The 23,707-nt window shown below is 42.0% G+C and carries 23 protein-coding genes; 8 read left to right on the top strand and 15 right to left on the bottom strand.

Features of this window, described 5'->3' with window-relative positions; all coding sequences use genetic code 11:
- Positions 1-14: 14 nt before the first annotated feature.
- On the bottom strand, positions 15-956 hold the full coding sequence (locus A8F95_RS00640; protein WP_065408796.1) for a DHH family phosphoesterase: 942 nt from the start codon (positions 954-956) through the stop codon (positions 15-17).
- 95 nt (positions 957-1,051) lie between these two features.
- On the opposite strand from A8F95_RS00640, the gene A8F95_RS00635 reads away from it, so the two are divergent.
- Positions 1,052-1,357, top strand: a complete 306-nt coding sequence (locus tag A8F95_RS00635; protein WP_049663745.1) for a YtpI family protein — start codon at positions 1,052-1,054, stop codon at positions 1,355-1,357.
- A 363-nt stretch (positions 1,358-1,720) separates the two neighbouring features.
- Here A8F95_RS00635 and A8F95_RS00630 read toward each other — a convergent pair whose 3' ends face one another.
- Both A8F95_RS00630 and A8F95_RS00625 read right to left on the bottom strand, forming a co-directional pair.
- Entirely contained in the window at positions 1,721-3,034 is a 1,314-nt protein-coding gene (locus A8F95_RS00630) for a DRTGG domain-containing protein (RefSeq protein WP_049663747.1), read from the bottom strand.
- A gap of 114 nt (positions 3,035-3,148) precedes the next feature.
- On the bottom strand, positions 3,149-3,829 hold the full coding sequence (locus tag A8F95_RS00625) for a metal-dependent hydrolase (RefSeq protein WP_065408795.1): 681 nt from the start codon (positions 3,827-3,829) through the stop codon (positions 3,149-3,151).
- Between the two features lie 144 nt (positions 3,830-3,973).
- On the opposite strand from A8F95_RS00625, the gene A8F95_RS00620 reads away from it, so the two are divergent.
- Together A8F95_RS00620 and A8F95_RS00615 are read left to right on the top strand one after the other, a co-directional pair.
- Positions 3,974-5,068 (top strand): M24 family metallopeptidase, encoded by a 1,095-nt coding sequence (locus A8F95_RS00620; RefSeq protein ID WP_065408794.1) that lies wholly within the window; start codon positions 3,974-3,976, stop codon positions 5,066-5,068.
- 81 nt (positions 5,069-5,149) lie between these two features.
- Positions 5,150-5,599 carry a universal stress protein gene (locus tag A8F95_RS00615; RefSeq protein ID WP_065408793.1) on the top strand — a complete coding sequence of 150 codons (450 nt, stop codon included), beginning with the start codon at positions 5,150-5,152 and terminating at the stop codon, positions 5,597-5,599.
- Positions 5,600-5,666: 67 nt separating this feature from the next.
- Here A8F95_RS00615 and A8F95_RS00610 read toward each other — a convergent pair whose 3' ends face one another.
- From A8F95_RS00610 to A8F95_RS00570, 9 genes are all read right to left on the bottom strand, one after another.
- Positions 5,667-6,452, bottom strand: a complete 786-nt coding sequence (locus A8F95_RS00610) for a DeoR/GlpR family DNA-binding transcription regulator (protein WP_065408792.1) — start codon at positions 6,450-6,452, stop codon at positions 5,667-5,669.
- Positions 6,453-6,481: 29 nt separating this feature from the next.
- On the bottom strand, positions 6,482-7,672 hold the full coding sequence (locus A8F95_RS00605; RefSeq protein WP_065408791.1) for a saccharopine dehydrogenase family protein: 1,191 nt from the start codon (positions 7,670-7,672) through the stop codon (positions 6,482-6,484).
- A complete protein-coding gene (gene phnW, locus A8F95_RS00600) occupies positions 7,669-8,766 on the bottom strand; it encodes a 2-aminoethylphosphonate--pyruvate transaminase (protein WP_065408790.1) in 1,098 nt (365 codons plus the stop codon). Before phnW ends, A8F95_RS00605 begins: the two co-directional genes overlap by 4 nt.
- A gap of 15 nt (positions 8,767-8,781) precedes the next feature.
- Positions 8,782-9,585, bottom strand: coding sequence for a phosphonoacetaldehyde hydrolase (gene phnX / locus A8F95_RS00595; protein ID WP_065408789.1), 804 nt, complete (start codon positions 9,583-9,585; stop codon positions 8,782-8,784).
- Between the two features lie 10 nt (positions 9,586-9,595).
- Positions 9,596-11,353, bottom strand: a complete 1,758-nt coding sequence (locus tag A8F95_RS00590) for a putative 2-aminoethylphosphonate ABC transporter permease subunit (protein WP_065408788.1) — start codon at positions 11,351-11,353, stop codon at positions 9,596-9,598.
- The gene (locus A8F95_RS00585) at positions 11,354-12,373 is read right to left on the bottom strand and encodes an ABC transporter ATP-binding protein (protein WP_065409407.1); all 1,020 of its coding nucleotides are present in this window, start codon (positions 12,371-12,373) and stop codon (positions 11,354-11,356) included.
- 22 nt (positions 12,374-12,395) lie between these two features.
- Positions 12,396-13,415: a putative 2-aminoethylphosphonate ABC transporter substrate-binding protein gene (locus A8F95_RS00580; RefSeq protein ID WP_065409406.1), complete on the bottom strand. Its 1,020-nt coding sequence runs from the start codon at positions 13,413-13,415 to the stop codon at positions 12,396-12,398.
- A 416-nt stretch (positions 13,416-13,831) separates the two neighbouring features.
- Positions 13,832-15,226, bottom strand: a complete 1,395-nt coding sequence (gene argH / locus A8F95_RS00575; protein WP_065408787.1) for an argininosuccinate lyase — start codon at positions 15,224-15,226, stop codon at positions 13,832-13,834.
- The gene (locus tag A8F95_RS00570) at positions 15,223-16,431 is read right to left on the bottom strand and encodes an argininosuccinate synthase (RefSeq protein ID WP_065408786.1); all 1,209 of its coding nucleotides are present in this window, start codon (positions 16,429-16,431) and stop codon (positions 15,223-15,225) included. Before A8F95_RS00570 ends, argH begins: the two co-directional genes overlap by 4 nt.
- A 215-nt stretch (positions 16,432-16,646) precedes the next feature.
- Here A8F95_RS00570 and A8F95_RS00565 point away from each other — a divergent pair, with 215 nt between their 5' ends.
- The 4 genes from A8F95_RS00565 (at position 16,647) to A8F95_RS00550 (ending at position 19,405) form a co-directional block, all read left to right on the top strand.
- Positions 16,647-16,946, top strand: a complete 300-nt coding sequence (locus A8F95_RS00565) for a hypothetical protein (RefSeq protein WP_065408785.1) — start codon at positions 16,647-16,649, stop codon at positions 16,944-16,946.
- A 175-nt stretch (positions 16,947-17,121) separates the two neighbouring features.
- On the top strand, positions 17,122-17,253 hold the full coding sequence (locus A8F95_RS00560; protein ID WP_065408784.1) for a subunit I/II of b(o/a)3-type cytochrome C oxidase: 132 nt from the start codon (positions 17,122-17,124) through the stop codon (positions 17,251-17,253).
- Positions 17,254-17,267: 14 nt separating this feature from the next.
- Positions 17,268-17,756 (top strand): cytochrome c oxidase subunit II, encoded by a 489-nt coding sequence (locus A8F95_RS00555; protein WP_065408783.1) that lies wholly within the window; start codon positions 17,268-17,270, stop codon positions 17,754-17,756.
- A complete protein-coding gene (locus A8F95_RS00550; RefSeq protein ID WP_065408782.1) occupies positions 17,753-19,405 on the top strand; it encodes a b(o/a)3-type cytochrome-c oxidase subunit 1 in 1,653 nt (550 codons plus the stop codon). Before A8F95_RS00555 ends, A8F95_RS00550 begins: the two co-directional genes overlap by 4 nt.
- A 90-nt stretch (positions 19,406-19,495) precedes the next feature.
- Here A8F95_RS00550 and A8F95_RS00545 read toward each other — a convergent pair whose 3' ends face one another.
- Complete coding sequence (locus A8F95_RS00545; protein ID WP_065408781.1) at positions 19,496-20,347, bottom strand: EcsC family protein; 852 nt, start codon at positions 20,345-20,347, stop codon at positions 19,496-19,498.
- Positions 20,348-20,621: 274 nt separating this feature from the next.
- On the opposite strand from A8F95_RS00545, the gene A8F95_RS00540 reads away from it, so the two are divergent.
- Complete coding sequence (locus tag A8F95_RS00540) at positions 20,622-21,194, top strand: YitT family protein (RefSeq protein ID WP_245671042.1); 573 nt, start codon at positions 20,622-20,624, stop codon at positions 21,192-21,194.
- 105 nt (positions 21,195-21,299) lie between these two features.
- Here A8F95_RS00540 and A8F95_RS00535 read toward each other — a convergent pair whose 3' ends face one another.
- Both A8F95_RS00535 and A8F95_RS00530 read right to left on the bottom strand, forming a co-directional pair.
- Positions 21,300-22,490, bottom strand: coding sequence for an acetate kinase (locus A8F95_RS00535; RefSeq protein WP_065408779.1), 1,191 nt, complete (start codon positions 22,488-22,490; stop codon positions 21,300-21,302).
- Positions 22,491-22,551: 61 nt separating this feature from the next.
- The gene (locus tag A8F95_RS00530; protein WP_065408778.1) at positions 22,552-23,541 is read right to left on the bottom strand and encodes a class I SAM-dependent methyltransferase; all 990 of its coding nucleotides are present in this window, start codon (positions 23,539-23,541) and stop codon (positions 22,552-22,554) included.
- Positions 23,542-23,707: the final 166 nt, after the last annotated feature.

Below are 23,707 nucleotides of genomic sequence, written 5' to 3'. Positions count from 1 at the left end.
AGAAGACTGGATTCTTATCCATCTTCCCGGCAGAGTGCTTCTAGGTCAGCCGCTACGTTTTCTGCCTCTTCCCATGAATAGACAGAAGCACCAGCAGCGAGCGGGTGTCCGCCTCCTTTATATTTTTTGGCGATTTGATTGATTACAAGCTTTTTCGAGCGCAGGCGGACACGAATTTGATCGGCCTCTTCGATAAAGAAGACCCACGCTTTAATTCCCTTTACATTGCCAAGTGAGCTGACGAGCAAAGATGCTTCCGAAGGGACTACATTGAATTCATCAAGAAGCTCTTTTTTTAGGGTGACAGAGGCCGCCCCGCTCGGTGACAAGCTGAATGTTTGTAAGATGTAGCCTTGCAGCTTCAATACTTTCTCATCTGTTTCATACATCCGATTAAATAGCTCATTACGATCAAAGTTAAACTGAAGCAGCTCTCCGGCAAATTCCATTGTACGCCGCGTAGTACTAGGATAAAGAAAGCGGCCCGTGTCACCAACAATACCTGCAAATAGCAGTCGAGCTGCCTCATCATTCAAACGCAATCCCTCATCTTGGCCGCTTTTATATAAATCATAAATCATTTCACTTACAGAGCTGGCAGATGTATCGACCCACAAAAGATCACCGTACGGATCCTCATTCGGATGGTGGTCAATTTTAATCAACTCTTTTCCAAGCCTGTAGCGCTGGTCACAAATTCTCTCCTGATTCGCTGTATCGCAGACAATCACAAGTGCCCCTTGGTATTCCTCATCTGAGATTATGTCGAGTTTACGCAAATAAGCAAGTGTTGGTTCTTCCTTCCCGACCGTGTAGATTTTTTTATCAGGGAAAGAAGCGCGCAGCATCTCCCCTAAGCCGCCTTGCGAGCCATACGCATCCGGATCAGGACGGACATGGCGATGAATAATGATCGTATTATACTCTTTTACTTTTTGAATAATTTTATTTTTCATTCCTGTCTCCTTTATGACATTCAGTTTTTTCACTAGAATTTCTTCCAAATTCTCGTTACAATGAAGATATTTGAACAAATAATGGAGGAAAACTAATGCCCGTTTTAGCTTTTATTATTGTTTTATCGTTTGCTTTTTATATTTTCTACAAAGTTCAGTATGTTCGAAGCAGACGGCCGATGGAGAAAAAATGGCTATCCGCTAAATCTAGTATGGCCCTTGGCCTGTTTGTTGGTTTCTTTGGACTAAATACATTATTTATCCAGCAGACGACAGTATCCTATATCGTAGCTGCTTTCTTTCTACTAATTGGCTTTTCTAGTCTGTGGGCAGGGTTCAAGGCCTACCGCCACTTCCTGCCTTATGCTCAAAGAGAAGCAGAAGAATTAAAAAATCAATAACTTACTGCGAAGGGGATGTCTGAACCCAAAGAGGTGGAGACATCCTTCTTCTTGTTTTAATGAGCCCGACTGTTCTATCCCCGTATCTTCTATTGTATATCATTGTATTTATGAGGCTAAACACAAATTGCGCCCAAGCGTTTACTCTTAGATTCACAAGAAAGACACAGCACACCTTTATTGGCCAGCTGCACGCGCTAGCGGCTCAAGGTCGTAAGTCAAGCTAACTGCATGGCTGAGAACCGCCATTTCGTCAGCCTGCCTTATGCTTGTCGCCGCTGAACGAGCGCCTTCCGCTTCGACGCACAGGATGTGCTAGTGAGGGCGTTGCGACACGATGTCGCGTATTTAGCCGTCGACCCTTTATTGCCTATCCAGTATTTGACACATCATGAGGGCTTTTCCGACGAGCATGCCTCCGTTGTAAACCTCAACGTCTACCTTTCCGAATTTTCGGCCGACTTCAAGCAAGTTTGGGCGAATCTCCAGCAAGCTTTCCATTTGTACTGGCTTTGAAAAATAAATAGTAATGTTTTCCACCACAATATCGCCTTTTTTCTTGGCACGCAGGGAGCGTCTTGCAGCCTCTGTCACGATCGTAGTAAATACGCCATACGAAATGGCACCGAGCTGATTAGTCATTTGCGGTGTGACTTCGAATGTATAAATTTCTTCCGCTCGATCGCCCAACAAATCAATTTGATTGGTAATGGTGTCGTCAAGGGTTTCTCCCATTTGCGGCTGTCTTTGAGCCATCTGAAGTGTTTTCAATACATCCTGCCGGCTAACAATTCCTTGGATACGGTTTTGATCATCGACCACTGGCAAAAGTTCAATGCCTTCCCAAATCATCATATGCGCGGCAGCGGCTACACTTGTATTCATGGTGACGGTAATTGGCTGTTTGGTCATAACTTTTTCAATAGGGGTTTCTTTCTCAGCTCCCATGATGTCTTTTGCGGTGACGATCCCTTGCACTTTTAACTGGCGATCCAGCACAGGAAAACGGCTGTGAAGGGTTGTTTGATTTTTTTCCATCCAATGACTGACTTTATCGCCGATTGTCAGCGAAACAGTCTGGTCAAAAGGAGTAAAAATATCGCCTACTAACACAATCTCTTTTTTAATGAGTTGGTCATAGATGGCCCGGTTGATCATAGTAGCCACGGTAAATGTGTCATACGTTGTCGTAATGACCGGCAGTTCTAATTCGTCCGCAAGTTTCGTTACATGATCGTCCGCTTGAAACCCGCCAGTAATTAATACCCCTGCTCCGGCTTGTAAAGCCAGCTCATGTGCTTTCGTCCGGTTACCAACAATTAATAAGTTATCCGGTCCAGTATATCTCATCATCGCTTCAAGCTTCATCGCACCGATCACAAAACGGTTTAGCGTTTTATGAAGACCGGCACGTCCTCCAAGCACCTGGCCATCAATAATATTCACGACTTCTGCAAAGGTCAGCTTTTCGATATTCTCTTTCTTTTTCTGTTCTATCCGAATGGTCCCAACACGCTCAATAGCTGAAACAAACCCTTTCGTTTCCGCATCTTTTATCGCTCGATAAGCCGTTCCTTCACTGACCGAGAGCGCTTTCGCAATTTGCCGAACAGAAATTTTTTCTCCAATCGGCAGTCCCTCTATGTATTGTAAAATTTGTTCATGTTTTGTAATCAACTGTTTCACCTGTCCCTTTTAGACTCGCTAATACAGTTATTATACTTTGAAAAGGATAGGGATTCAATTCAATTAATAAAAGGCTGCAAGGTTCTTCTTGCAGCCTAAAGACTGTTACAATTCAATGGATTGTCCAGGTTCTAACACTGTGCCATTTTTCGCTTCCAGCTTTTCAACAAATGCATGTGGATCCTGTTTGATCGGCGGGAACGTATCGAAATGGATTGGAACTACCTGCTTTGCCTGTAAAAATTTTGCGGCCAATGCTGCATCATCCGGCCCCATTGTAAAATTGTCACCAATCGGAAGAAAAGCCACATCAATTGGATGCAATTCACCAATTAGCTTCATATCAGAGAAAATTCCGGTATCGCCGGCATGATAAATCGTTTTTCCTTCAGCCATTAATAAGACACCCGCTGGCATCCCCATATAAAGGAACGTGCCGTCTTCCTGCTCGATTCCTGACCCATGGAACGCTTGCGTAAATTTCACACGGCCGAACTCAAACTCGCGGCTCCCGCCAATGTGCATAGGGTGCGCATTCACGCCTTGATGGCTAAGATAAGTAGCCAGTTCATTTACAGCAATTACAAGTGCATTGCTCTTTTTAGCAAGCTCTACTGTATCACCCACATGATCGCCATGTCCATGCGTTAAAATAATGAAGTCCGGCTTCTCGTTTTCCACCTGTAAATCTGTTAAGTCATTGCCTGTGATAAATGGATCAATCAAAATCGTCTTCCCGTTTGTTTCCACCTTTACGATTGAATGTCCATGGTAAGATATTTTCATATGTAAAAACCCCTTTCTAAAAAATAGTTCCACTCCTACTATTCGATGAAACACTAAATTCCCCTTCATGTCTACTTATTTACTTACTCATGATTTATTGATACCCTTTTAGTTGGTAAATGCATTGTCTAAGGAGGAAACAGCATGAACAAACGACTAGCGAAATTAATGGATTGGATGAAGGAAAAAGAAATTTCCTTTGCCTTTATTACCGCTCCTGAAAACGTCTTTTATTTAACCGGCTTCAGAAGTGACCCTCACGAACGGCTTCTCGGTGTTGCCATATTCCCTGAGGATGAGCCTTTTCTCGTCTGTCCAAAACTAGACGCATCTGATGCTAAAAACAGCGGTTGGACATTTGAAATCGTCAGCCATTCGGATATTGAAAATCCATGGGAAATGATTGAGACACGAGTGAAAAGCCGTGTAAGCAGCGTCAAGCGTCTAGCTGTGGAAAAACAACATTTGAATGTGGAACGCTACGAAGAACTTTCTGGACGCTTTCCTGGTGCCGTGTTTGTGGCGGCTGAAGAAAAAATGCAACAGCTCCGCATGATAAAGGACAAAGAGGAACTCGCCTTCTTAAAGAAAGCGGCAGAGTATGCTGATTTTGCTGTAAAAACTGGCGCCGAGGCGATTCGCGAAGGCAAATCAGAATTGGAAATTCTTGCGGAAATTGAGTTTGAAATGAAGAAACAAGGCATTGCAGAAATGTCTTTTTCTACAATGGTATTAACCGGTAAAAATGCGGCTTCTCCACACGGAACGCCGGGAAGCACAAGAGTGCAAAAAGGCGATCTCGTCCTATTTGATCTGGGCGTTGTCTATGAGGGGTATTGCTCCGATATTACCCGTACTGTCGCCTTTGGAGATATTTCGGACAAACAGCGTGAAATTTATGAAACAGTCTTAAAAGCTGAACAGGCAGCGGTCGCAGCTGTAAAACCAGGAATGAGGGCAAAAGAGATCGACCTAACGGCTAGAAACATCATTGCAGAAGCGGGCTATGGGGACTTTTTCCCACACCGCCTTGGACATGGTCTTGGCATCAGTGTCCATGAATACCCGGGCATTACAGAAACAAATGAACTCGTGTTACAGGAAGGCATGGTTTTTACGATTGAACCTGGAATTTATGTACCAGATGTAGCCGGCGTGCGCATTGAAGATGATGTTTATGTGACAGCGGACGGAGTAGAAATTCTAACGTCCTTTCCAAAACAATTAACATTTGTTTAAATTATTTCATAATTTTGGACACGTCTGAGCTGTAACTGCTTCCCTTTTCATGTAAAATAAAAAGAAAAGGGGGAATCAATGATGACCATGAAGTATGAAAGTATTCTTGTAGCAGTTGACGGTTCAAAAGAAGCGGAATGGGCTTTTCGAAAATCAATCGACATTGCTAAGCGCAATAATGCTGTACTCAACCTTGTACACGTGATTGATACCCGTTCTTTTGCAGCAATTGAAGCGTATGACCGTTCAATTGCTGAGCGAGCAACGACTTATGGCGGCGACTTGCTAAAGGAATACAAAGCAACAGCTGAGACAGCAGGGGTTCCAACCGTTAACACCTATGTTGAATATGGCTCACCGAAAGTTATCATCCCTAAAGATGCTGCCAAACAAGTAAAAGCAGACTTAATTGTATGTGGTGCAACTGGCCTAAATGCCATGGAGCGCTTCCTCATTGGAAGTGTTTCCGAACACATTACCCGTTCTTCCAATTGCGATGTTCTCGTTGTACGGACTGATAAAGGAGAATAATAGCAGCCCCCTGACAAGCTTTTTGTCAGGGGTTTTTTCTTTAGTGGAAAATACAGAGAGCTATTTTTCAACATTTTACCCATTCAACCTTTTCTTTTGCTAACCGGTCACTCCATTCCTCAGGAAGACGTTCATTAGAAAGAACATAATCAATTTCCTTTGAATTAGTAATCTGATAAGTAGCTTTTACACCTATCTTCGAATGATCAGCTAAAACAAATGTCTGGCCAGCCTGCTGAATCATCTTTTCCGATAATTTAGCGTTTTCCAAGTCATAGCACGATAGACCAAAATTCGGAAGTACACCATCTACTGAAATAAAGGCTTTTTCAAAATGGAGCTGGTTCATAATTTGCTGGGATAGTGGTCCAGCGACCCGATAGTGTTCAGAACTGACCTTTCCTCCAATGAATAAAATCTCCCCATTAAAAAACTTCTTATTAATGGCTGATATAAGCTGATTAGCTAAGGCAAAAGAATTTGTAATAACAGTCAAATTTTTACAAGGAAGCATATACGGTACCATTTGCAGAGTAGTGCTTCCCTCATCAATCATCAGCACGTCTCCATCTCGGATAAAGGCGGCGGCTTTATAGGCGATTCTCTTCTTCTGTTCTATGTTCCAGATCTTTCTTTCAATCATCGATGGCTCCACTAAGGGAGAGTTAGCCGCCTTAACCGCTCCCCCGTAGACTTTTTTGAGCTTTTGCTCTCTATCTAATTCTTCTAAATAGCGGCGGATCGTTTCTGTAGACACCGCAAATTCATTCGCTAGATCTGCTACTTTGACTTTGCCTTTCACTTCAATTTTTTCAACGATGATTCGCTTTCTCTCTTCACTTATAACAGACACTGCTGCACCTCCACTAGTCATCTTTTCTGTTAAATGTGCGGCAGAACAGCTTCTCCCTCGATAGCTTCTATTTCTTCATGAACAAAAATGCCTCTCCTTTTTAATTCTTCAAAAATGATAGACGGATCGGAAAAAGCTTCTTCCGGGGTGATGACTCCCTTTTTCTCCACATGCCCCTCTGCTATCAAGCTGGCTGCAATGGCAAAAGGGATAGCTACATTGCGAGTATAAGCCCTCAGCTTCTCCCAGCCAGGAACAGATCCATCTGAAGCCGGATGAGTATGGTAGAGTGTGTGCCGGATCTGTCCTCCTTGTTTCGTTCCCTCTACTTCTACATGAAGGGCGTAGCCATATAACTCTGTCATTTGTCCTTCTTCAGACTGCAGTAAATATTGAGAGATACAATCCATAATGCCAACCTCTTTGCCATTCACGGTAATAGGCGTGTTCCTTAAGATACCGTAATCAAACAGCGACTTTACGAGGTTCATATTCTTTTCGGGCCACGTTCCCCGTGTCTCAATTAATTTAATTCCTTTCTCTTTTAACGCTTTGGAAAGAGTGATCGTTTCAGCATGCGGAATAATGTATTGCAGCGTTTCTCCATAAGGCTCCGGCAATTGAATGTTTCGCGGCCGGGCAAACGGAGGTACTTGTTTCATTTCCCCGTCTTCATACACGACCCTTGTCAGCAAGTTGGGATCATATTCATAAGCCGTTGTCTCAGCAATAGAAGCTGAAAACGCAATCGGTCGGAAAGAACCATGGCTCACCCGCACGCTTTCAACCGCATCCATTTGACAGGCGGCATGCATAGCCATCATTTGTGTTAACCCGGGAGTCATGCCGAAGCCCGGAAGAAGTGTTTTTCCATTTTTTCCAAAAAGGTCGTTCCACTTTGCTTCCTCCCCAAACCCATTTAAATTAATCCCATGGCAGCCGGCTTTTGCAATACATTCAGAAGACAATCCATTCAACTTGATCGTCGTTCCGTCCAAAACAATATCGTATCCGTTCATTTTCGCCACAGTTTCTTCCACGTTCGTCACATCTACTTGCATAAAGTCCACTCTTGGATCATTGAGCCACTTTACAACGACTTGTCCTTCTTGTTCATTGAAATCAGCTACAGTAATTTTTTCAAATTTAGAATACTGCACTAAATCCAAAATGGCCTCACGACAAATTTTTCCTGCTCCACCTAGACAAAAAACTTTCATAGGCAAACCGCCCTTTTTTCAATAGTTTCTGTTAATGCTTGAATATCAGCCATATGCACATCGCCGATATTGCCGATTCTAAAAGTATCCGTTTGTGAAACCTTGCCTGGATAAATCACAAATCCTTGCTCTTTTAAATAGTGATAAAACGAGACAAAATCAAAATCTTCAGTTGGAAAACAGAATGAAGTAATAATAGGCGAATGGTATGCTTCTTTAATAAAAGGTTGAAAACCCGCTTCCTTCATCCGTTTCACTAATAATCTTTGATTTTGTTCATAACGTTGTTGCCTCGCTCTTACACCGCCTTCTTCCTCGAGTTCAAGTAACGCTTGATAAAACGCCCTTACGACATGAGTCGGAGAAGTAAAGCGCCACTTTCCATTAAACTGCTCCATCGTCTCCCATTGGTCATAAAGGTCGAGCGACAGAGAACGTGCCTGCCCTTTACATTTTTTGATCTCGTCACGACTAGCAATAACAAACCCGAACCCAGGCACTCCTTGGATGCATTTGTTAGCACTGCTAATAAGAAAATCAATCTGCCAGCTCTCCATGTCTATCTCAATCCCGCCAAAACTGCTCATCGCATCAATGATAGTTAATTTTCCATACCTTTTGGCTATTTTCGTAATCTGTTGTATTGGATTCAATATCCCTGTTGTCGTCTCACAGTGAACAGCTGCCACATGAGTAATGTCTGTTTGTTCCTTTAATACTTTTTCTAGTTGTTCAACGTTTATCGGCTCATTCTCAGCTGCCTTGCATACAACCGTTGGGATACCAAGCACTTGAGCGATCTGTACGATTCTCTTCCCATATGCGCCATTTACACAAACCAATAGCTTGCCAGACGGCTTGATCACTGATCCAATCGTCGCTTCCACAGTAAATGTTCCGCTTCCCTGCATCAGCACTGCCGTATAATGATCCGTATTTTTCACAGCTAGTCTTACAAGCTTTTGACGAGCTTCCTGAACGAGATTATTGTAATCATAATCCCATGTGCACCAATCTCTCATCATGGCGGCCTTCACGGTTCTAGTCGTCGTAAGCGGTCCAGGTGTTAGTAACAAATAATGTGTATTTTCCATGTGAACATTTCTCCTTTATGAAACCGTCATTCGTTGCTCAAATTCAATCTTGTCTATAACCGTTTCCAATTCATCCAGCTCTAAAATCGTAAAATCAGCCCCCGCCTCCATAAAGCGTTTTTTTACCTCTTGAAACCTTCTATCCAACTCATCGACCTCCAGCGTTTTCACTTCCTCCTCTGAAAGACCGAGTTCACTTCCTCCTAAAATAACGCCCACTGTCCACATCCCAGCATTTTTCCCTTCATATATATCTGAAACCGTATCCCCCACCTTAATCATGGAACTCATTGGATAAATCCCTAGACCCATAGCATTTGCGTAACACATCCACGGATAAGGACGTCCAGCAGGAACTTCATCTGACGTGACAAGATAATCAGGAGAGTACCCTTGTTTCTTCGCTTCAGCTGCAACAATTTTCATCATTTCCGCTGTATAGCCAGTCGTCGAGCCGATCTTAATGCCCCGATAACGAAGCTTTTCTGTTAGCTCTATACATCCTGGGACAGGAGTTGCGTAATTTGGAAGAATTGCAAACAATTCTTCTTCAAATCGGTCATACATCTCTTGAATGTCCTTTTCCTCCGGGTTACACCCATGGACAGTATTCCACTGTTCTTTTATCCGAGGCATTTCAGTGAGCGCACGAACGTGATCGATTTTCAGAAGCCCCATCGGCTTGCGAGCTTCTTCTATCGTGATATCGATTCCTTTTTCTTTAAAAATCTGTACAAACACCTGTACAGGCGCAAGACACCCATAGTCCACTGTTGTTCCTGCCCAGTCAAAAATAATCCCCTTAATTTTCTTTTCCATGTTCTCTCTCCTATCTTTGCTGCCAGCGGGACACCCGCAAGTGCAGTATTTTTGTGATGATTTCATGTAGAACTTTTACGGCAATATTCGTTAACAAAATGAGTGAGCTCATGGCGGCAGCGGCCGCTAAGTTTCCAGCGTCGTCCATATTAACGATCGAGATAGCTGCCAATTTAAACTCCGGTGAATATAAAAACATGACAGCCGAGATCGTTACCATAGAATTAACGAAGAAATACAGCGCCATTTCCAAAATAGCGGGCAAACACATAGGAACCGTAATCGTAAAAAATGTTTTATAAAAAGGTACTCCCATTGATTCGGAAACAACTTCATATTCCTTATCTAATTTTTTTAACGCCGTAGTCGCTGTAACGAAAGCAACTGAATAGAAATGGATCATGTTTGCCATGACTATTATGGCGAAGGTCCCATATAAAAAATGAAAGGGATTCGAGAACTTCCATGTAAAAAATTCAATCTCCGGCTGACTAAAGAAAAAAATATATCCAAGGCCAATCACAAGTCCCGGAACGGCCAGCGGTATAATTGATAGAAAGTAGCCAATCTTTCTTAAACTAGACAGCCGGCGGATTTTTTCAATTCCGTAAGCAAATAAAAAGGTCAAACAAGTTCCAATTACTGCTGTCATGACAGCGACAAGAAAACTATTTTTAAATGATTCTATCCCGTTGCCGGTATAGTTGGAAAAACCAAGATGTTCGAGAGTGAAACCTAAATCATACGGCCAAACCTTTGTAAAAGCAGCGACTAAAACAGCAGAAACCATTAATAAGACAAATAGCATAATAGATAAGCAAAACAAGAACAACCCCGAGTCTCTCAACCACCCTTTTTTGATTTGGAATGGCTTCGATTTAGCGGAAATAGACGCCGCATGCTTTTGCTGTGTGAGCCGATCAACGACAAAGGCAAACACTGCTGGAAGCATTAAAATGATGCCGACCGTAGCGCCCATCGCTATATTTTGCTGACCGATCACTTGTTTATAAACGTCTGTTGCCAACACATTATATTGGCCACCAACAATTTTGGGTGCTCCAAAATCTGTAAAGCTTAAAGTAAAGACAACAAATGATGCACTGATGACACCGTATTTCACATTAGGCATCGTAATGATTAGAAACTTTTTGAGGCTGCTTGCATGAAGGGTATCAGCTGCCTCATACATCTGATAGTCTGTTCCTCTAAAAGCAACTAATAAAATTAACAATGCTTGCGGGAAAGTATAAATGACTTCCGCCATAATAATGCCCACAGGGCCATATAATTCAAATGAGATACCGGGAATGCTTCCCCAAAATCCATTGGTGATGAATCCTTGATGGCCAAATAAATAAACGAGAGCAATTCCGTGCATCATTGTTGGAGCAAACAGCGGAAGAAGTGCTACAGCCTTAAAGAATCCCTTTCCCGGAATCGCTGACCGAACAAGTGCATAAGCATAAATAAATGCCAGGGTAACCGAGATGATCATGGTGGCGCTTGATATAAAAATGGTGTTCTTCAATGATTGGACAAGTGTCGGTGAAGAAAAATACTGGACGAAGTTTTCTAAGCCGACAAATGCACCATCCTTGCTGTAAAATGCTCGAATAAACAGCTGATACAGCGGAAGAATCAACAACAGCAGAAAAATGCCGATCAATCCAAGAAGAAGTACACGTTGCAGCCACCCATCTTTTCCGCCTCTTTGTTTCACTCTCTTGAATATTACTGCTGTTCCGTTCTTTTCTAACCACTCCATTTAAACGCCCACTTTCTCCTGATACGACAGCATTTGCTTTTCACCTAAAGAAAGGGTAAGCACACTACCTTTTTTGATTTTTCTCTGCTGGACAATATCTATCGGTAGATCAATAAGGACTAACTTGCCGTGTAACAGCGAAGCAGGATCTTCAAGCGTGACCATTCCTCGGTAGATTGGACCCCTAAATTCTAATTTTTCGACTGTAGCACGGATACCTGTTCCATCATCTGTTAGCACAATCTGTTCTGGCCGGATGGCGAGCAGTTGACCGTTTGAATGAGCCGAATGAAGATGAATAAAATTCATGGCTCCGATAAAGTCTGCTACAAATGGGTTAGCTGGCAGCTGATAAATTTCTTGCGGTGTGCCTATTTGCATAATTTCTGCACTTTTCATCACAATAATTTTATCTGCCATCGTTAACGCTTCCTCTTGATCATGAGTAACCATAATGGTTGTAATACCAAGTCTTTCTTGAAGAGAACGAATTTCAGATCGAAGCGTTTCCCGAACTTTAGCATCCAGAGCGGATAATGGCTCATCTAAGAGCAGAATATCTGGAGATAAGGCGAGAGCCCGGGCAAGAGCCACTCTTTGCTGCTGTCCCCCCGATAATTGTGCAGGGTAGTAATCCTTTTTCTCTGCTAGCCCAACCATTTCCAGTGCCTCTAGTGCCTTTTCTCTTACTTCTCGTCTATGTATCTTTTTAGCTTTTAATCCAAACTCAACATTTTTCAAAGCAGTGAGATTAGGAAAAAGTGCATAGGATTGGAAAACGACGCCAATATTCCTTTTTGCTGGTGGAGCAGTTGTCATATCTTTGCCGTTAATGAAAACTCTTCCAGAGGATGGGTTTTCTAATCCGGCAATAATTCGAAGCAATGTTGTTTTTCCACAGCCGCTGGGACCTAATAAGCATAAGAACTCTCCTTGGGACACACTAAAAGAAAGATTCTTTAGTGTGATAGCATTCCCAAACTTTTTCCTCACTTGGTCAATTTTCAAATAATCCTCCATGAAGTTTAACTCCTTTTCCTTCTTATTCTTCGTTCGCTTCGGCTTTCTGACCAAACTCCTTCTCCCACTTTTCTAAAATAGCTTCCCTGTTTTCTGAAGCCCACTTCAAATCATTTTGATCAAATAATTGACTAGCTACATCCGCTGGAAATCCTTCTGGCGCTTTAAAGGTATTTTCAACAGCAGCAAATCCGTTAGCTTCGAAATACTCCTTCATGGCTTCATCTGAAATGGCCCAATCTAAAAAGGCTTTTGCCACCTCACTATTTTCATCTTTTTTAACTAAGGCATTTGCCTCTACTTCCCAGCCCAGACCTTCTTCAGGAAGAATCACTTCAATAGGAGATCCTTTCTGTTTTTCTTTTACGGCACTGTAAACCATAGAAATACCAATTGGATACTCTCCCGCTGATGCAAGCTTGGCTGGTTTTGATCCTGAATGAGTGTATGTAGCAACATTTTCATGAAGCTGCTTCATATAATTCCATCCTTTATCTTCCCCCATCATTTGGAGCCAAGCAGAAACCGTTAAAAACCCAGTACCCGACGAAGCAGGGTGCGGCATCACAATTGTTCCTTTATATTCAGGTTTTACTAAATCTCTGTAGGATTTAGGCATAGGAAGATTTTTCTTTTTTAACTCTTCTTTATTTACAGCAATACCTGTCATAAACGCTGTGTTCCCTACCCATTTTTCTGGCTGATTAGAATCTTTAAATAGGGGCTGCACCCGCTCGACCCCTTTAGGTGAGTAGCCTGCAAGCATTCCTTTTTTCTCAAGCTCAAGCAAACTAGAAGCGGCTGTTCCCCAAATAACATCTGCCGGCGTGTTTTCTCCTTCAGCTAGAAGCTTCGCTGTAATGACTCCAGTTGAGTCCCGAACAATATTAATATCCACATTTGGATATTTCTCTTCAAAGGAATCCAGATAGACAGGAATCAACTCGTCCTCTATTGCTGTATAAACCGTTAATTCCCCTTTCAGATTCTCTTCTCCGTCTTTTGCGGCCGCTTTCTCCTCTTTGCCCGAACACCCTGCCATTAAAGATAGGCTAAGTGCAACTGCACAAGCCGTTAATCTTTGCTTTTTTGCCTTCACATTCCTCTCCCCTTTTTGAAGTTTGCTGTTTCTTTACACATTCACTATAAAAAAAGAAAGTAAAAGCTGCTTAGGCAAAATGTTAATCGTTTGTTTTTTATGGAAAACCTTTGAATTCAGTGTTTTTGTCGTAAAATCAAACCAAATCCACATAGACAACTTCGCACTATTTACATGTGCTTAATATTTCATCTAAAGTTCCACAAAAACAATTTAGCTTTTTCACAAAGAACACGAAATGGAAAGACATAAATCAATAAAACACGAAAAAGCCTGCTCTTTAGAGACGTTAATCTCCTACTTGAGCAGGCTGTTTGATCGCAAAAATAAACAATTGACTAATAACAAAAAACAGCCCCTTACTTCTTAAGGGGCTGTTCGTCATTAATCAAGCGTTTGGCTGTCTCGATTTGGAGCTGAACCTGGTCGAAACCAGTGCCGCCTAAAGACTTCCTTCTTTTAACGGCCTCATATGGAGACAACACTCGATAAATGTCTTCTTCAATGCTCTCAGACGCTGACTTTAGCTCCTCTAAAGACAGGTCGGCAAGATAGCATTGATGTTGAATGCAGTGAAGCACAAGCTTTCCAACGATTTCATGTGCTTCACGGAATGGAATGCCTTTTGACGCTAAGTAATCAGCGAGCTCCGTGGCATTGGAGAAGTCATTGTGGACAGCTTCCTCTAAGCGGCCCTCATTCACCTTCATTGTCTGAACCATTCCTGTAAAGATTTTCAAGGAACCAATGATCGTATGTACCGTATCAAACATGCCTTCTTTATCCTCTTGCATATCTTTGTTATAAGCAAGCGGCAAGCCTTTTAATACGGTGAGCAAACTGAACAGGTTACCATAAACGCGCCCTGTTTTCCCGCGAATTAATTCCGCCATATCAGGGTTTTTCTTCTGAGGCATAATACTTGAACCAGTCGAGAAGGCGTCATCCATTTCGATGAACTGGAATTCCTGGCTTGACCAAAGAATCATTTCTTCAGCGAGACGGGACAGATGCATCATTAAAATGGAGGAACCGCTCAAGAACTCAAGGATGAAGTCCCGATCACTGACTGCATCCATGCTGTTGGCATACACCCCGGAGAATCCGAGTAGATCTGCTGATAATTCACGATCAATCGGGAAAGTGGTTCCAGCAAGCGCTCCCGCCCCTAAAGGCGAAACATCTATGCGCTTCAATCCTTCTTGAAACCGTTCTTTATCACGTTGCAGCATCCAAAAATACGCCATTAAATGGTGGCCAAATGAAATTGGCTGTGCTCTTTGCAGATGAGTATAGCCAGGCGCAAGTGTTTCCACATGCTGCTCTGCTTTCTCCACAAGAGCTGTTTGAAACTGCTCAATTAATCCAATGATAAGTTTGACTTGCTTCTTCAAGTACAAATGCATATCAGTGGCAACTTGATCGTTACGACTGCGTCCGGTGTGCAGCTTGCCGCCAACCGCGCCGATTTCTTCGATCAAATATTTTTCCAAATTTAAATGGATGTCCTCTTGGGCAACCGAGAATGTTAATTCACCTTTTGAAGCTTTCTGCTGTAAAGCTTCAAGGCCGCCCAAGATTTGGTGCATTTCTTCTTCTGTTAAGATGCCTGTTTTTCCAAGCATCGTCACATGTGCTATGCTGCCTTGCAGGTCTTCAAAAACAAGCTCCTGATCAAAGTGGATAGAGGCGCCGAATTCATCTACCCATTCTTCTGCTGATTTTTGAAAGCGCCCTCCCCAAAGCTTGCTCATTGATTAACTTTCACTTTCTCTTGCTGAACCATAGAGTTCACTTTTGTCGGCAGACCCCATAGTTGGATAAATCCTACTGCTGCTTCATGGTCAAATTGGTCTTCTGTTGTATACGTAGCGAGCTTCTCATCATATAGTGAATACTCAGATTTTCTTCCCTCAACAATCGCATGACCTTTGAACAATTTCACACGCACTGTACCTGTCACAAACTTTTGTGTTTCTTTTAAGAAGGCTTCAAGCGCTTTTTTCAAAGGAGAGAACCATAAACCTTCATAAATAAGCTCTGTTAATTTCTTTTCAATGACTGGCTTGAAATGAGCCATTTCTTTTACAAGTGTTAAATCTTCCAGTTCTTTATGCGCCAAAATCAATGTCATAGCACCTGGGCATTCATATACTTCTCTTGATTTAATGCCAACAAGACGGTTTTCTACGTGATCGATTCTGCCAACGCCATGCTTGCCAGCAATTTCATTCAATTCAAGAATTAATTGAGCTAAAGAGTAGCTTTGGCCATTTAATGCAACTGGAACGCCTTGCTCAAATTGAATTTCAATGATTTCTGGAACGTCCGGTGTGTTTTCAAGAGAAGCTGTTAAATCATAAGCATCTTCCGGAGGAGCTGCCCATGGATCTTCTAAAATACCACATTCGTTACTTCTTCCCCATAAGTTTTGGTCGATAGAGAATGGGCTGTCTAAGTTAATCGGAATTGGGATATTATTTTGTTTTGCATACTCAATTTCCTCTTCACGTGACCATTTCCAGTCACGTACAGGTGCTAGTACTTCAAGATTTGGATTTAGTGCTTTAATGGATACTTCGAAACGAACCTGATCGTTTCCTTTCCCCGTACATCCGTGAGCAACGGCGACCGCATTTTCTTGTTCAGCTACCTCTACTAGCTTCTTTGCAATAAGCGGACGGGATAGCGCGGATACTAGCGGGTATTTACCCTCATATAATGTATGGCCTTGAAGAGCAAGCAATGCATATTCATTTGCATATTCTTCTTTTGCATCGATCATGTAGCTGGCTACAGCTCCAACTTGCAATGCTTTGTTTTTAACAAACTCTAAATCTTTTCCTTCCCCTACATCTAAGCAGCAGGCTACTACGTCATATCCTTTATCTTTTAACCAGGGAATGGCAACGGATGTATCTAGACCGCCGGAATAAGCTAAGACTACTTTCTTGTTCATTGTTATTTCCTCCTCTGAGCTGTCATCTATTAGTATAAATATACATTTAATTTTATTTTTATTCTTTTCTCTGAATAAAATATACCATTTTATTTTTCGCTTTTCAAGTACTTATTTGAAAAAAATTCATTTAGTTGAATAAATAATCATCTTTTTGATTTCTTTTGCCAAATTATTAGTAAACAGCTACGATAAAAGAAAAAAAGGAGTTTCCTATGCAATTTCTTTTCGATGAACGTCTAGGTATTTCACTCCCCTATTCATTGAAAGATTGGAGTGAATACTCTATAAATGAACAAGAGTATATCTTGAATGAATGGGAAAAGATTCGCGGAAGCATTCCCGATCGAATTCGAGAACTCGAAAAAAAGATTACTGCCAAACAGGCAAATCTTGAACAAGAAGAAAGCTTTATCCTATCTTGTCGTCTTAATGAAGAAATTAGTGAACTTGCTTCTATTATTAATGACCTATGGCTTTGGTTTCGTACGACACCCTCTCTAAAATATGAATAGGACATTAAAGAGACCAGCAGGGAAGGAATGCTGGTCTCTTTAATTTATTTTTTTAACGTCACGACTTCTTCACATAACCGTGAAATAATCTTCACATTTATGTGAAGAAAATCACAAGTTTTTGCAATAAGATAACAGTAGATATTTTAACCCATTAGCAAAGGAGCATAATCACATGGAAAAAGACAAGGAAAAAACGTACAAAAAAGATTCCTTAAAAGGCACGCTCTTTTCTGTACTTGCTGTTGGCGGCTTCATCCTATTGTCCTGGTTTACGGTGTGGAGTTTATTTTTATCTAGAATATGACTGGAGGAAGTTTTATGCATTTACACAAGTATGAAAAAATTTGGCTTGCGTTTGGAATTGGCTCACTCATTCTGTTTCTTGTCATTGTTGGGATTAATGCATTTGTAACGGGCCATCAACCGCCAAGCTCTGACAAAACTGTAGATCCACAAGTAGTGGGAGAGATTGCTCCCTTTAATAAGCCCGGTTTGAAGAAAATCGGTAAAAATGAATATCAGCTTGTTGTGCTAACGTCTGCTTTTTCCTTTGATGTTGGGACACAGGATAAAGTAGTGGAAATTCCAAAAGGTGCAAAGGTTCATATTATTGCTACAACAAAAGACGTAGTTCACGGGTTTGAAATTGCTGGTACAAACGCTAATATGATGCTTGAACCTGGCCATATTAGCGAAACAACTCAAACCTTTCGGGAAGAAGGAGAATTTACTCTCTTATGTAATGAATACTGTGGAAGCGGACACCATTTGATGCACGCTAAAATAAAGGTGGTTGATCAATCATGATCGAAACAGCAGTTAAAGTAAACAAGAAAGATGCAAAATTAGCGTTAGCCCATATCATTGTAGCATTTATCGCTTTATTTATCGGAGGATTGTGCGGATTTCTACAAGTATTAGTCCGTTCTGGAAAAGTACAATTACCAGGAGGAATCGGGTATTACCAAGTTCTCACCGCTCACGGTGTACTGCTTGCCCTTGTGTTAACAACATTCTTCATCATCGGCTTCCAGTTTGCCGGTATGAGCCGGACTGCCGGTGCTTTATCGAACAAAGCCCGCTTAACTGGCTGGATTGGTTTTTGGATTATGACGATTGGTACTGCACTTACTACATTTTATATTTTAATCGGAAAAGCTTCTGTTCTCTATACATTCTATGCGCCACTTCAAGCTCATGTTGGTTTCTACATTGGCTTAGCTCTTGTCGTCGTCGGAAGCTGGATTTCAGGATTCGCGATGTTTGCCCATTATGCAAGGTGGAAAAAACAAAACCCTGGTCAAGTTGGACCGTTATTAAGCTTTATGTCTGTTGTGAATATGGCTCTCTGGCTCATCTGTTCCTTAGGGGTAGCTGCAACCGTCTTACTTCAATTTATTCCTTGGACATTGGGATGGACAGAGGGCATTAATGTATTAGTGAGCCGTACACTATTTTGGTATTTCGGACATCCGCTTGTATACTTTTGGCTGCTTCCTGCTTACATGGTATGGTATGTTGTTATCCCAAAAGTCATCGGTGGAAAGATTTTCTCTGATTCTCTAGCAAGAATGTCATTCATTCTCTTTTTATTCTTTTCTATTCCTGTCGGCTTCCATCACCAGTTAACCGAGCCAGGAATTTCTCCGACTTGGAAATACATTCAGGTGGTACTAACATTGATGGTTGTTATTCCATCTCTTATGACCGCATTTAGTATGTTTGCAACGTTTGAGCGGTTTGGCCGTTCCAAAGGAGCAACAAGCTTATTCGGCTGGCTAAAGTTTCTGCCATGGAACGATGCTCGCTTCCTTGTTCCTTTTATTGGAATGGTTGCTTTCATTCCCGGAGGCGCCGGTGGTCTTATTAATGCATCGCATCAGTTAAACCAAGTCATTCATAACACGATTTGGGTAACCGGGCATTTCCATTTAACCATTGCTACGACAGTCGTTCTTACTTTCTTTGGGGCTGCCTATTGGCTCGTCCCCCATTTAACAGGAAGAACGTTTACGAAACAACTGAACCAACTCGCCATTGTTCAAGCAGTTGTCTGGTCTGTCGGCATGACAATCATGTCAGGAGCTATGCACTGGGTAGGTCTATACGGAGCTCCGCGTCGATCTTCCTTCTCTGACTATGGAGGCTCTGCCCAAGCTGCTGATTGGATTCCTTATCAAATTGCTCAAGCTGTCGGCGGCTCTATGCTCTTCCTTGGTATTATACTCGTCTTGTATATTATCGTTCAACTTTTATGGTTTGCACCAAAAGGGGAAGAAGAATTCCCTATTGGCGAAGCAGAGGAAACAGCAGAAAAAACACCGCTGTTCTTTGATAAATGGTGGCTATGGATTACGATCGTGGTCGTATTAATTTTACTAGCGTACAGCATTCCATTTACACATATGATACAAGAAGCACCTCCAGGATCCCCAGGGTATAACAGACTCTGTTAATTTAGAAGAGCAAAGGGCGCTTGTTCCGTGCCCTATTTGATAGGCTTTAACCTAAGAACCGGTTGGATACACGTATCCAACCGGTTCTATTCATTTAGTAGAGCTTGCCGCTTCTCTCTTTTCGAGCAGCCAGCGATATTGATAGTACTTTTCAGCGAATTCAGTCATGTTTTTTGTCATTCGATAATTTGTTCCAGCCCCAATGACTAAGCTGATAAGCGGCAGGTTCGCCATCTTTTTATTTTTAAACATCGCGATAGCGAGTAACTTTCCTAACTGCTTCACCAGACCTTCCATCCATGTCAGATCGGTCAACTGTTCCGCTTCATTATAAAAATAAGGATGATCCCGTTCTTCTAATTCAATCAGCAGCTCTTGCCAGCCTTCTGCCTTCAACCGTTCCGGCAAAGCAGCAGCGTGAAAGACTTTTAGAGAAGCCATCATTTCAAATGGCAGCTGAGGATCATAGCCATAGGTCATAGCCGTAATTTGGATAGCCCGCAAATTGAGAATAGCCATAGCCGCAAAGTCAGTACTGATTGGAATAGCTCCGCCTGTTCCTGTAATACCTCCCTGAATGAGCGAATATAACCGATGTCTTGTTGATTGTTGACTATTTAAATAGCGAATCTGATCGATGGTTAACTTTTTTAGATCATCAAGTGTCTCTACATCTTCTCTAAATACACGAGCCGACGTTAAAATTCGTTCTCTTGCTTCATTTTGGAACTGCGAGCCTTGAAGCAGCGAGTGCATATGAAATAGCACGTTATCCAACTGTCCGAAAAAAGCAGAAAGCGTCTCTTCCGGTATAGCTGCCAGTGCACTGTTTAACCATCTTGAATATGTATATTGAAAATCATTGCCATCATAATCAGCAAGAGACTGTTCCCACGCCATAATTTCTTCCCATACGACTTTATCTCGTTCCGTCCAAGCCATATTTGCTTCCCCCTTCCATGCTGTTTCTCGTTCTTTTTATTTTCTATGATTGCCGAACAATTGTCAATTTCCGCTCCTTTAAGGGCAAATGCTCACTTTATAGCTATGCTCCCCCCTGCATAAAGGTTATTTCACTACTCCCTTCTAATTAAAAAGGGGATACTTTCTAAATCTATATAAGCATTCACGTTAGTCGTTCTAGACATAGCCGATTCTCCACCTGCATATTTTTTAACAATAGGGTTGGACAAGGGGTGAAGAACATATTAAAAAAGTGATCACCATCGGATTGGCAGCAGTGCTCATCGGAATAGGCATTAATGTATTTATCTTGCCCTTTCAGCTTCTTGAAGGAGGCGTTTTTGGAATTGGTTTATTAATTAACTATTTATGGGGTTTTAAAATCGGTATGACCATTATATGTGTGAATTTGCCTATTTATCTTCTTGCCTTTAAAATAGAACGTTCTTATTTTTTTAATAGTTTATACGGAACTCTTTTCACCCCTATTATGATCGACCTTCTTCTCCCACTGAAAGGAATGATTGAGCTCCCCATTTTGATTAGTGCCTGCGTTGGAGGGGTGTTCATCGGAACAGGAACCGGCTTAATGCTGAGATATCGCTCATCTCCGGGCGGGATCGATTTATTGGCTCTTTTACTTTCAAAACACTTTTCCGTTAATGCCGGTTTTTTTATTTTCTTTATTGACTCTCTTATCCTCACTTCCGGCTTATTGATTTTTAAAGATCGAATGATGATTTATTCTTTATTTACCGTTATGAGCGTGGCCTTCCTAGTCACCGTCCTTACCTCTTTTCGCTCAATCAATGCCTATCCTAAATAAAACCTCTGGTATGGACATAGCCGAGCAGTCCTTTACCAGAGGTTTTATACCGTTATATTGCATTTATAAAAGACAAGACCAACTCATGGTCCCTATCCTTCAATTTTATAATTCCGCTAATTTTACTGTATCACAGGCGATCATGACTTCTTCATCTGTCGGAATAACGATCACCTTAACCGGAGAGTGAGGATAGTTGATAAAAGACTCTTGCCCGCGGACCTCATTGCGGGCTGGATCCCAGTACACTCCCATGAATTCCAGCCCGCGAAGTACACGGCCGCGAATAACAGGGCTGTTTTCTCCAATGCCAGCCGTAAAGATGATAGCATCTACGCCTGACATACGTGCGGCATAGGATCCGAGGTATTTATGTATCCGGCCAGCGAATACTTCAAGAGCAAGTTCTGCACGTTCATTGCCTTTGGATGCTTCTTCTTCAATGTCACGCAGATCACTTGAGAAACCAGATACCCCAAGCATCCCGGACTCTTTATTCAATACGTCGAGCACCTCATCCGCTGTTTTTCCTGTCTTCTCCATAATAAAAGGAATGAGGGCCGGATCGATATTCCCAGATCTCGTTCCCATTGTAACACCCGCAAGCGGCGTAAAACCCATGGACGTATCAATTGATTTACCGCCACTAATAGCTGCAATGCTCGCTCCATTTCCGAGATGACAAGAAATGAGACGGAGCTGTTCAATTGGCCGTTCAAGCAATTCGGCTGCCCGCTGTGAAACATACTTGTGGGAAGTACCGTGAAAGCCGTATTTACGGATCCCGTAATCTGTATAGTAGTGATAAGGTAAACTGTATAAGAAGGAGCTTTCCGGCATGGTCTGGTGAAAAGCTGTATCAAAAACAGCTACAGCCGGCACATCAGGAAGCACTTCTTTAAACGCACGGATTCCTGTCACATTTGCTGGATTGTGGAGTGGCGCTAAATCCGACAGTTGTTCAATCTTTTCGATGACTTCATCTGTAATGATCACAGAATCTGTAAATACTTCTCCTCCATGAACAACACGGTGGCCAATGCCATTAATCTCTTCAAGTGATTGGATAATCCCCATATCAGTCAGTTTATCTAAGAGAATTCGAACGGCTTCTGCATGGTTAGGAATGTCCATCATCTCTTTTTGTTTGTGTCCGTCTACGGTAATATTGAATAAAGCTCGCGGCAGGCCAATTCTTTCTACAAGGCCCTTTGTGATGACTCGCTTTTCCGGCATGTCAAACAACTGAAACTTTAATGAGCTGCTGCCGGCATTGATGGCAATAACTTTTGACATAAAGACCTCCTCATTTTTACAAAGTACTGGCACGGCCGCCTTTGTCCAAGTTGTTTAATGATCACTTATTTTCCTTGAACCATGCTTCCAACTTCAGCATGATAGACTGCATGGCTTGACGATCTTTCATAGACGGCATTGTCGCTAAAAATACTTGTTTCGGCGCAGAAATACCTGCTTGCTGTTTTTGTAAAATCATAATGCTTTTAGCCGCCTGTTTATTTTTAAACATCGTCATCGGCAATTGAATCAGCCCTTGAATATGAACAGACTTTTGGAAAAAGCGGTGTAGTTTCTCAGCACCTTCCTCCTCAAACAAGCCGTTTGGAATGAGGAAAAACAGGTAACCACCAGGCTTTGTATGCTTCACACTTTGTTCTATAAATAAATGATGAGCGTACGAATGTCCCTCTTCTGCTTTCAGTTCATAGTCTGCTGCTCTTCTATCATTTGGATACCAGCCGAATGGCAAGTCACAAATTACAGTATCAACTGGATCAATTAATAACGGTTCCAGTGCATCTTGATTATAAAATTGGACGGATTTCTCCAACAGATTTGCTCCGCACCAAGCAAGCTTTAGCAATAAATCATCTACTTCTACGCCAGCAGCCGTAATCGATGCTTCTGACTGGCGATTTAAAACGGTTAATAGTAGATTACCTGTTCCAACGGCGGGGTCCAGAATAGAGAATTCTTCTTTACCGCTCATAAATTTCTCTAACAAATAACCCATGAACAAGCCGATAGAATCGGGTGTCATCTGATGAGGCGGCTGAACATTCTCTTGCATACCTTTTAAAATAGCGAACTGATAAGCTTGACGGATCTCCTCTTGTGAATAATCAGCAAGCTTCGTTTCCTCATATTTTTTCCATACCCGCTTCTTCGTAAAATCGCTCATTTCCTCTTGTAAAATTTTTTCTTGGAACAAGTTCTCAGCTGTTTCTGCTAAAGCATCCAAATATGTGCATTCCAGCTCTTGTTGAAGAATAGCAGCTGTTTCATCAAAAAGATGAAATAAGTGTTCGACCGGGGAAATTTCGTTCATATTTGCTCCTCCTGTAAGCCGTTATCGATTAAAAAGACTGACCCCATAAAGAGCCAGCCCGAGAATGTAGACAAAGTCTACTTTATATACTATCAGGCTGATTGAAAACATTTGTCTTTCGAGGCACAAAACCTGACGAGAAGCGGAGTGACCATCAAGATCATGA

Origin of the sequence: Pseudobacillus wudalianchiensis, from assembly GCF_001685015.1 — a bacterium.
Lineage (GTDB): Bacteria > Bacillota > Bacilli > Bacillales > Domibacillaceae > Pseudobacillus > Pseudobacillus wudalianchiensis.
The sequence above is the reverse complement of the archived record's forward strand: the minus strand, read 5'-3'. Positions and strand labels throughout refer to the sequence as shown.

What these genes read in the sequence shown, in the direction of transcription:
- A8F95_RS00545 (WP_065408781.1), bottom strand. Translation starts at nt 20,347, where the DNA reads ATGGCTTGGACGGAACGAGATAAAGTCGTATGGGAAGAAATTATGGCG.
- A8F95_RS00555 (WP_065408783.1), top strand. Translation starts at nt 17,268, where the DNA reads ATGCATTTACACAAGTATGAAAAAATTTGGCTTGCGTTTGGAATTGGC.
- A8F95_RS00635 (WP_049663745.1), top strand. Translation starts at nt 1,052, where the DNA reads ATGCCCGTTTTAGCTTTTATTATTGTTTTATCGTTTGCTTTTTATATT.
- A8F95_RS00605 (WP_065408791.1), bottom strand. Translation starts at nt 7,672, where the DNA reads ATGAAAGTTTTTTGTCTAGGTGGAGCAGGAAAAATTTGTCGTGAGGCC.
- A8F95_RS00535 (WP_065408779.1), bottom strand. Translation starts at nt 22,490, where the DNA reads ATGTCAAAAGTTATTGCCATCAATGCCGGCAGCAGCTCATTAAAGTTT.
- A8F95_RS00615 (WP_065408793.1), top strand. Translation starts at nt 5,150, where the DNA reads ATGACCATGAAGTATGAAAGTATTCTTGTAGCAGTTGACGGTTCAAAA.
- A8F95_RS00620 (WP_065408794.1), top strand. Translation starts at nt 3,974, where the DNA reads ATGAACAAACGACTAGCGAAATTAATGGATTGGATGAAGGAAAAAGAA.
- A8F95_RS00570 (WP_065408786.1), bottom strand. Translation starts at nt 16,431, where the DNA reads ATGAACAAGAAAGTAGTCTTAGCTTATTCCGGCGGTCTAGATACATCC.
- A8F95_RS00560 (WP_065408784.1), top strand. Translation starts at nt 17,122, where the DNA reads ATGGAAAAAGACAAGGAAAAAACGTACAAAAAAGATTCCTTAAAAGGC.
- A8F95_RS00625 (WP_065408795.1), bottom strand. Translation starts at nt 3,829, where the DNA reads ATGAAAATATCTTACCATGGACATTCAATCGTAAAGGTGGAAACAAAC.
- phnW (WP_065408790.1), bottom strand. Translation starts at nt 8,766, where the DNA reads ATGGAAAATACACATTATTTGTTACTAACACCTGGACCGCTTACGACG.
- A8F95_RS00640 (WP_065408796.1), bottom strand. Translation starts at nt 956, where the DNA reads ATGAAAAATAAAATTATTCAAAAAGTAAAAGAGTATAATACGATCATT.
- A8F95_RS00565 (WP_065408785.1), top strand. Translation starts at nt 16,647, where the DNA reads ATGCAATTTCTTTTCGATGAACGTCTAGGTATTTCACTCCCCTATTCA.
- A8F95_RS00530 (WP_065408778.1), bottom strand. Translation starts at nt 23,541, where the DNA reads ATGAACGAAATTTCCCCGGTCGAACACTTATTTCATCTTTTTGATGAA.
- A8F95_RS00580 (WP_065409406.1), bottom strand. Translation starts at nt 13,415, where the DNA reads ATGGCAGGGTGTTCGGGCAAAGAGGAGAAAGCGGCCGCAAAAGACGGA.
- A8F95_RS00550 (WP_065408782.1), top strand. Translation starts at nt 17,753, where the DNA reads ATGATCGAAACAGCAGTTAAAGTAAACAAGAAAGATGCAAAATTAGCG.
- A8F95_RS00590 (WP_065408788.1), bottom strand. Translation starts at nt 11,353, where the DNA reads ATGGAGTGGTTAGAAAAGAACGGAACAGCAGTAATATTCAAGAGAGTG.
- A8F95_RS00585 (WP_065409407.1), bottom strand. Translation starts at nt 12,373, where the DNA reads ATGGAGGATTATTTGAAAATTGACCAAGTGAGGAAAAAGTTTGGGAAT.
- argH (WP_065408787.1), bottom strand. Translation starts at nt 15,226, where the DNA reads ATGAGCAAGCTTTGGGGAGGGCGCTTTCAAAAATCAGCAGAAGAATGG.
- phnX (WP_065408789.1), bottom strand. Translation starts at nt 9,585, where the DNA reads ATGGAAAAGAAAATTAAGGGGATTATTTTTGACTGGGCAGGAACAACA.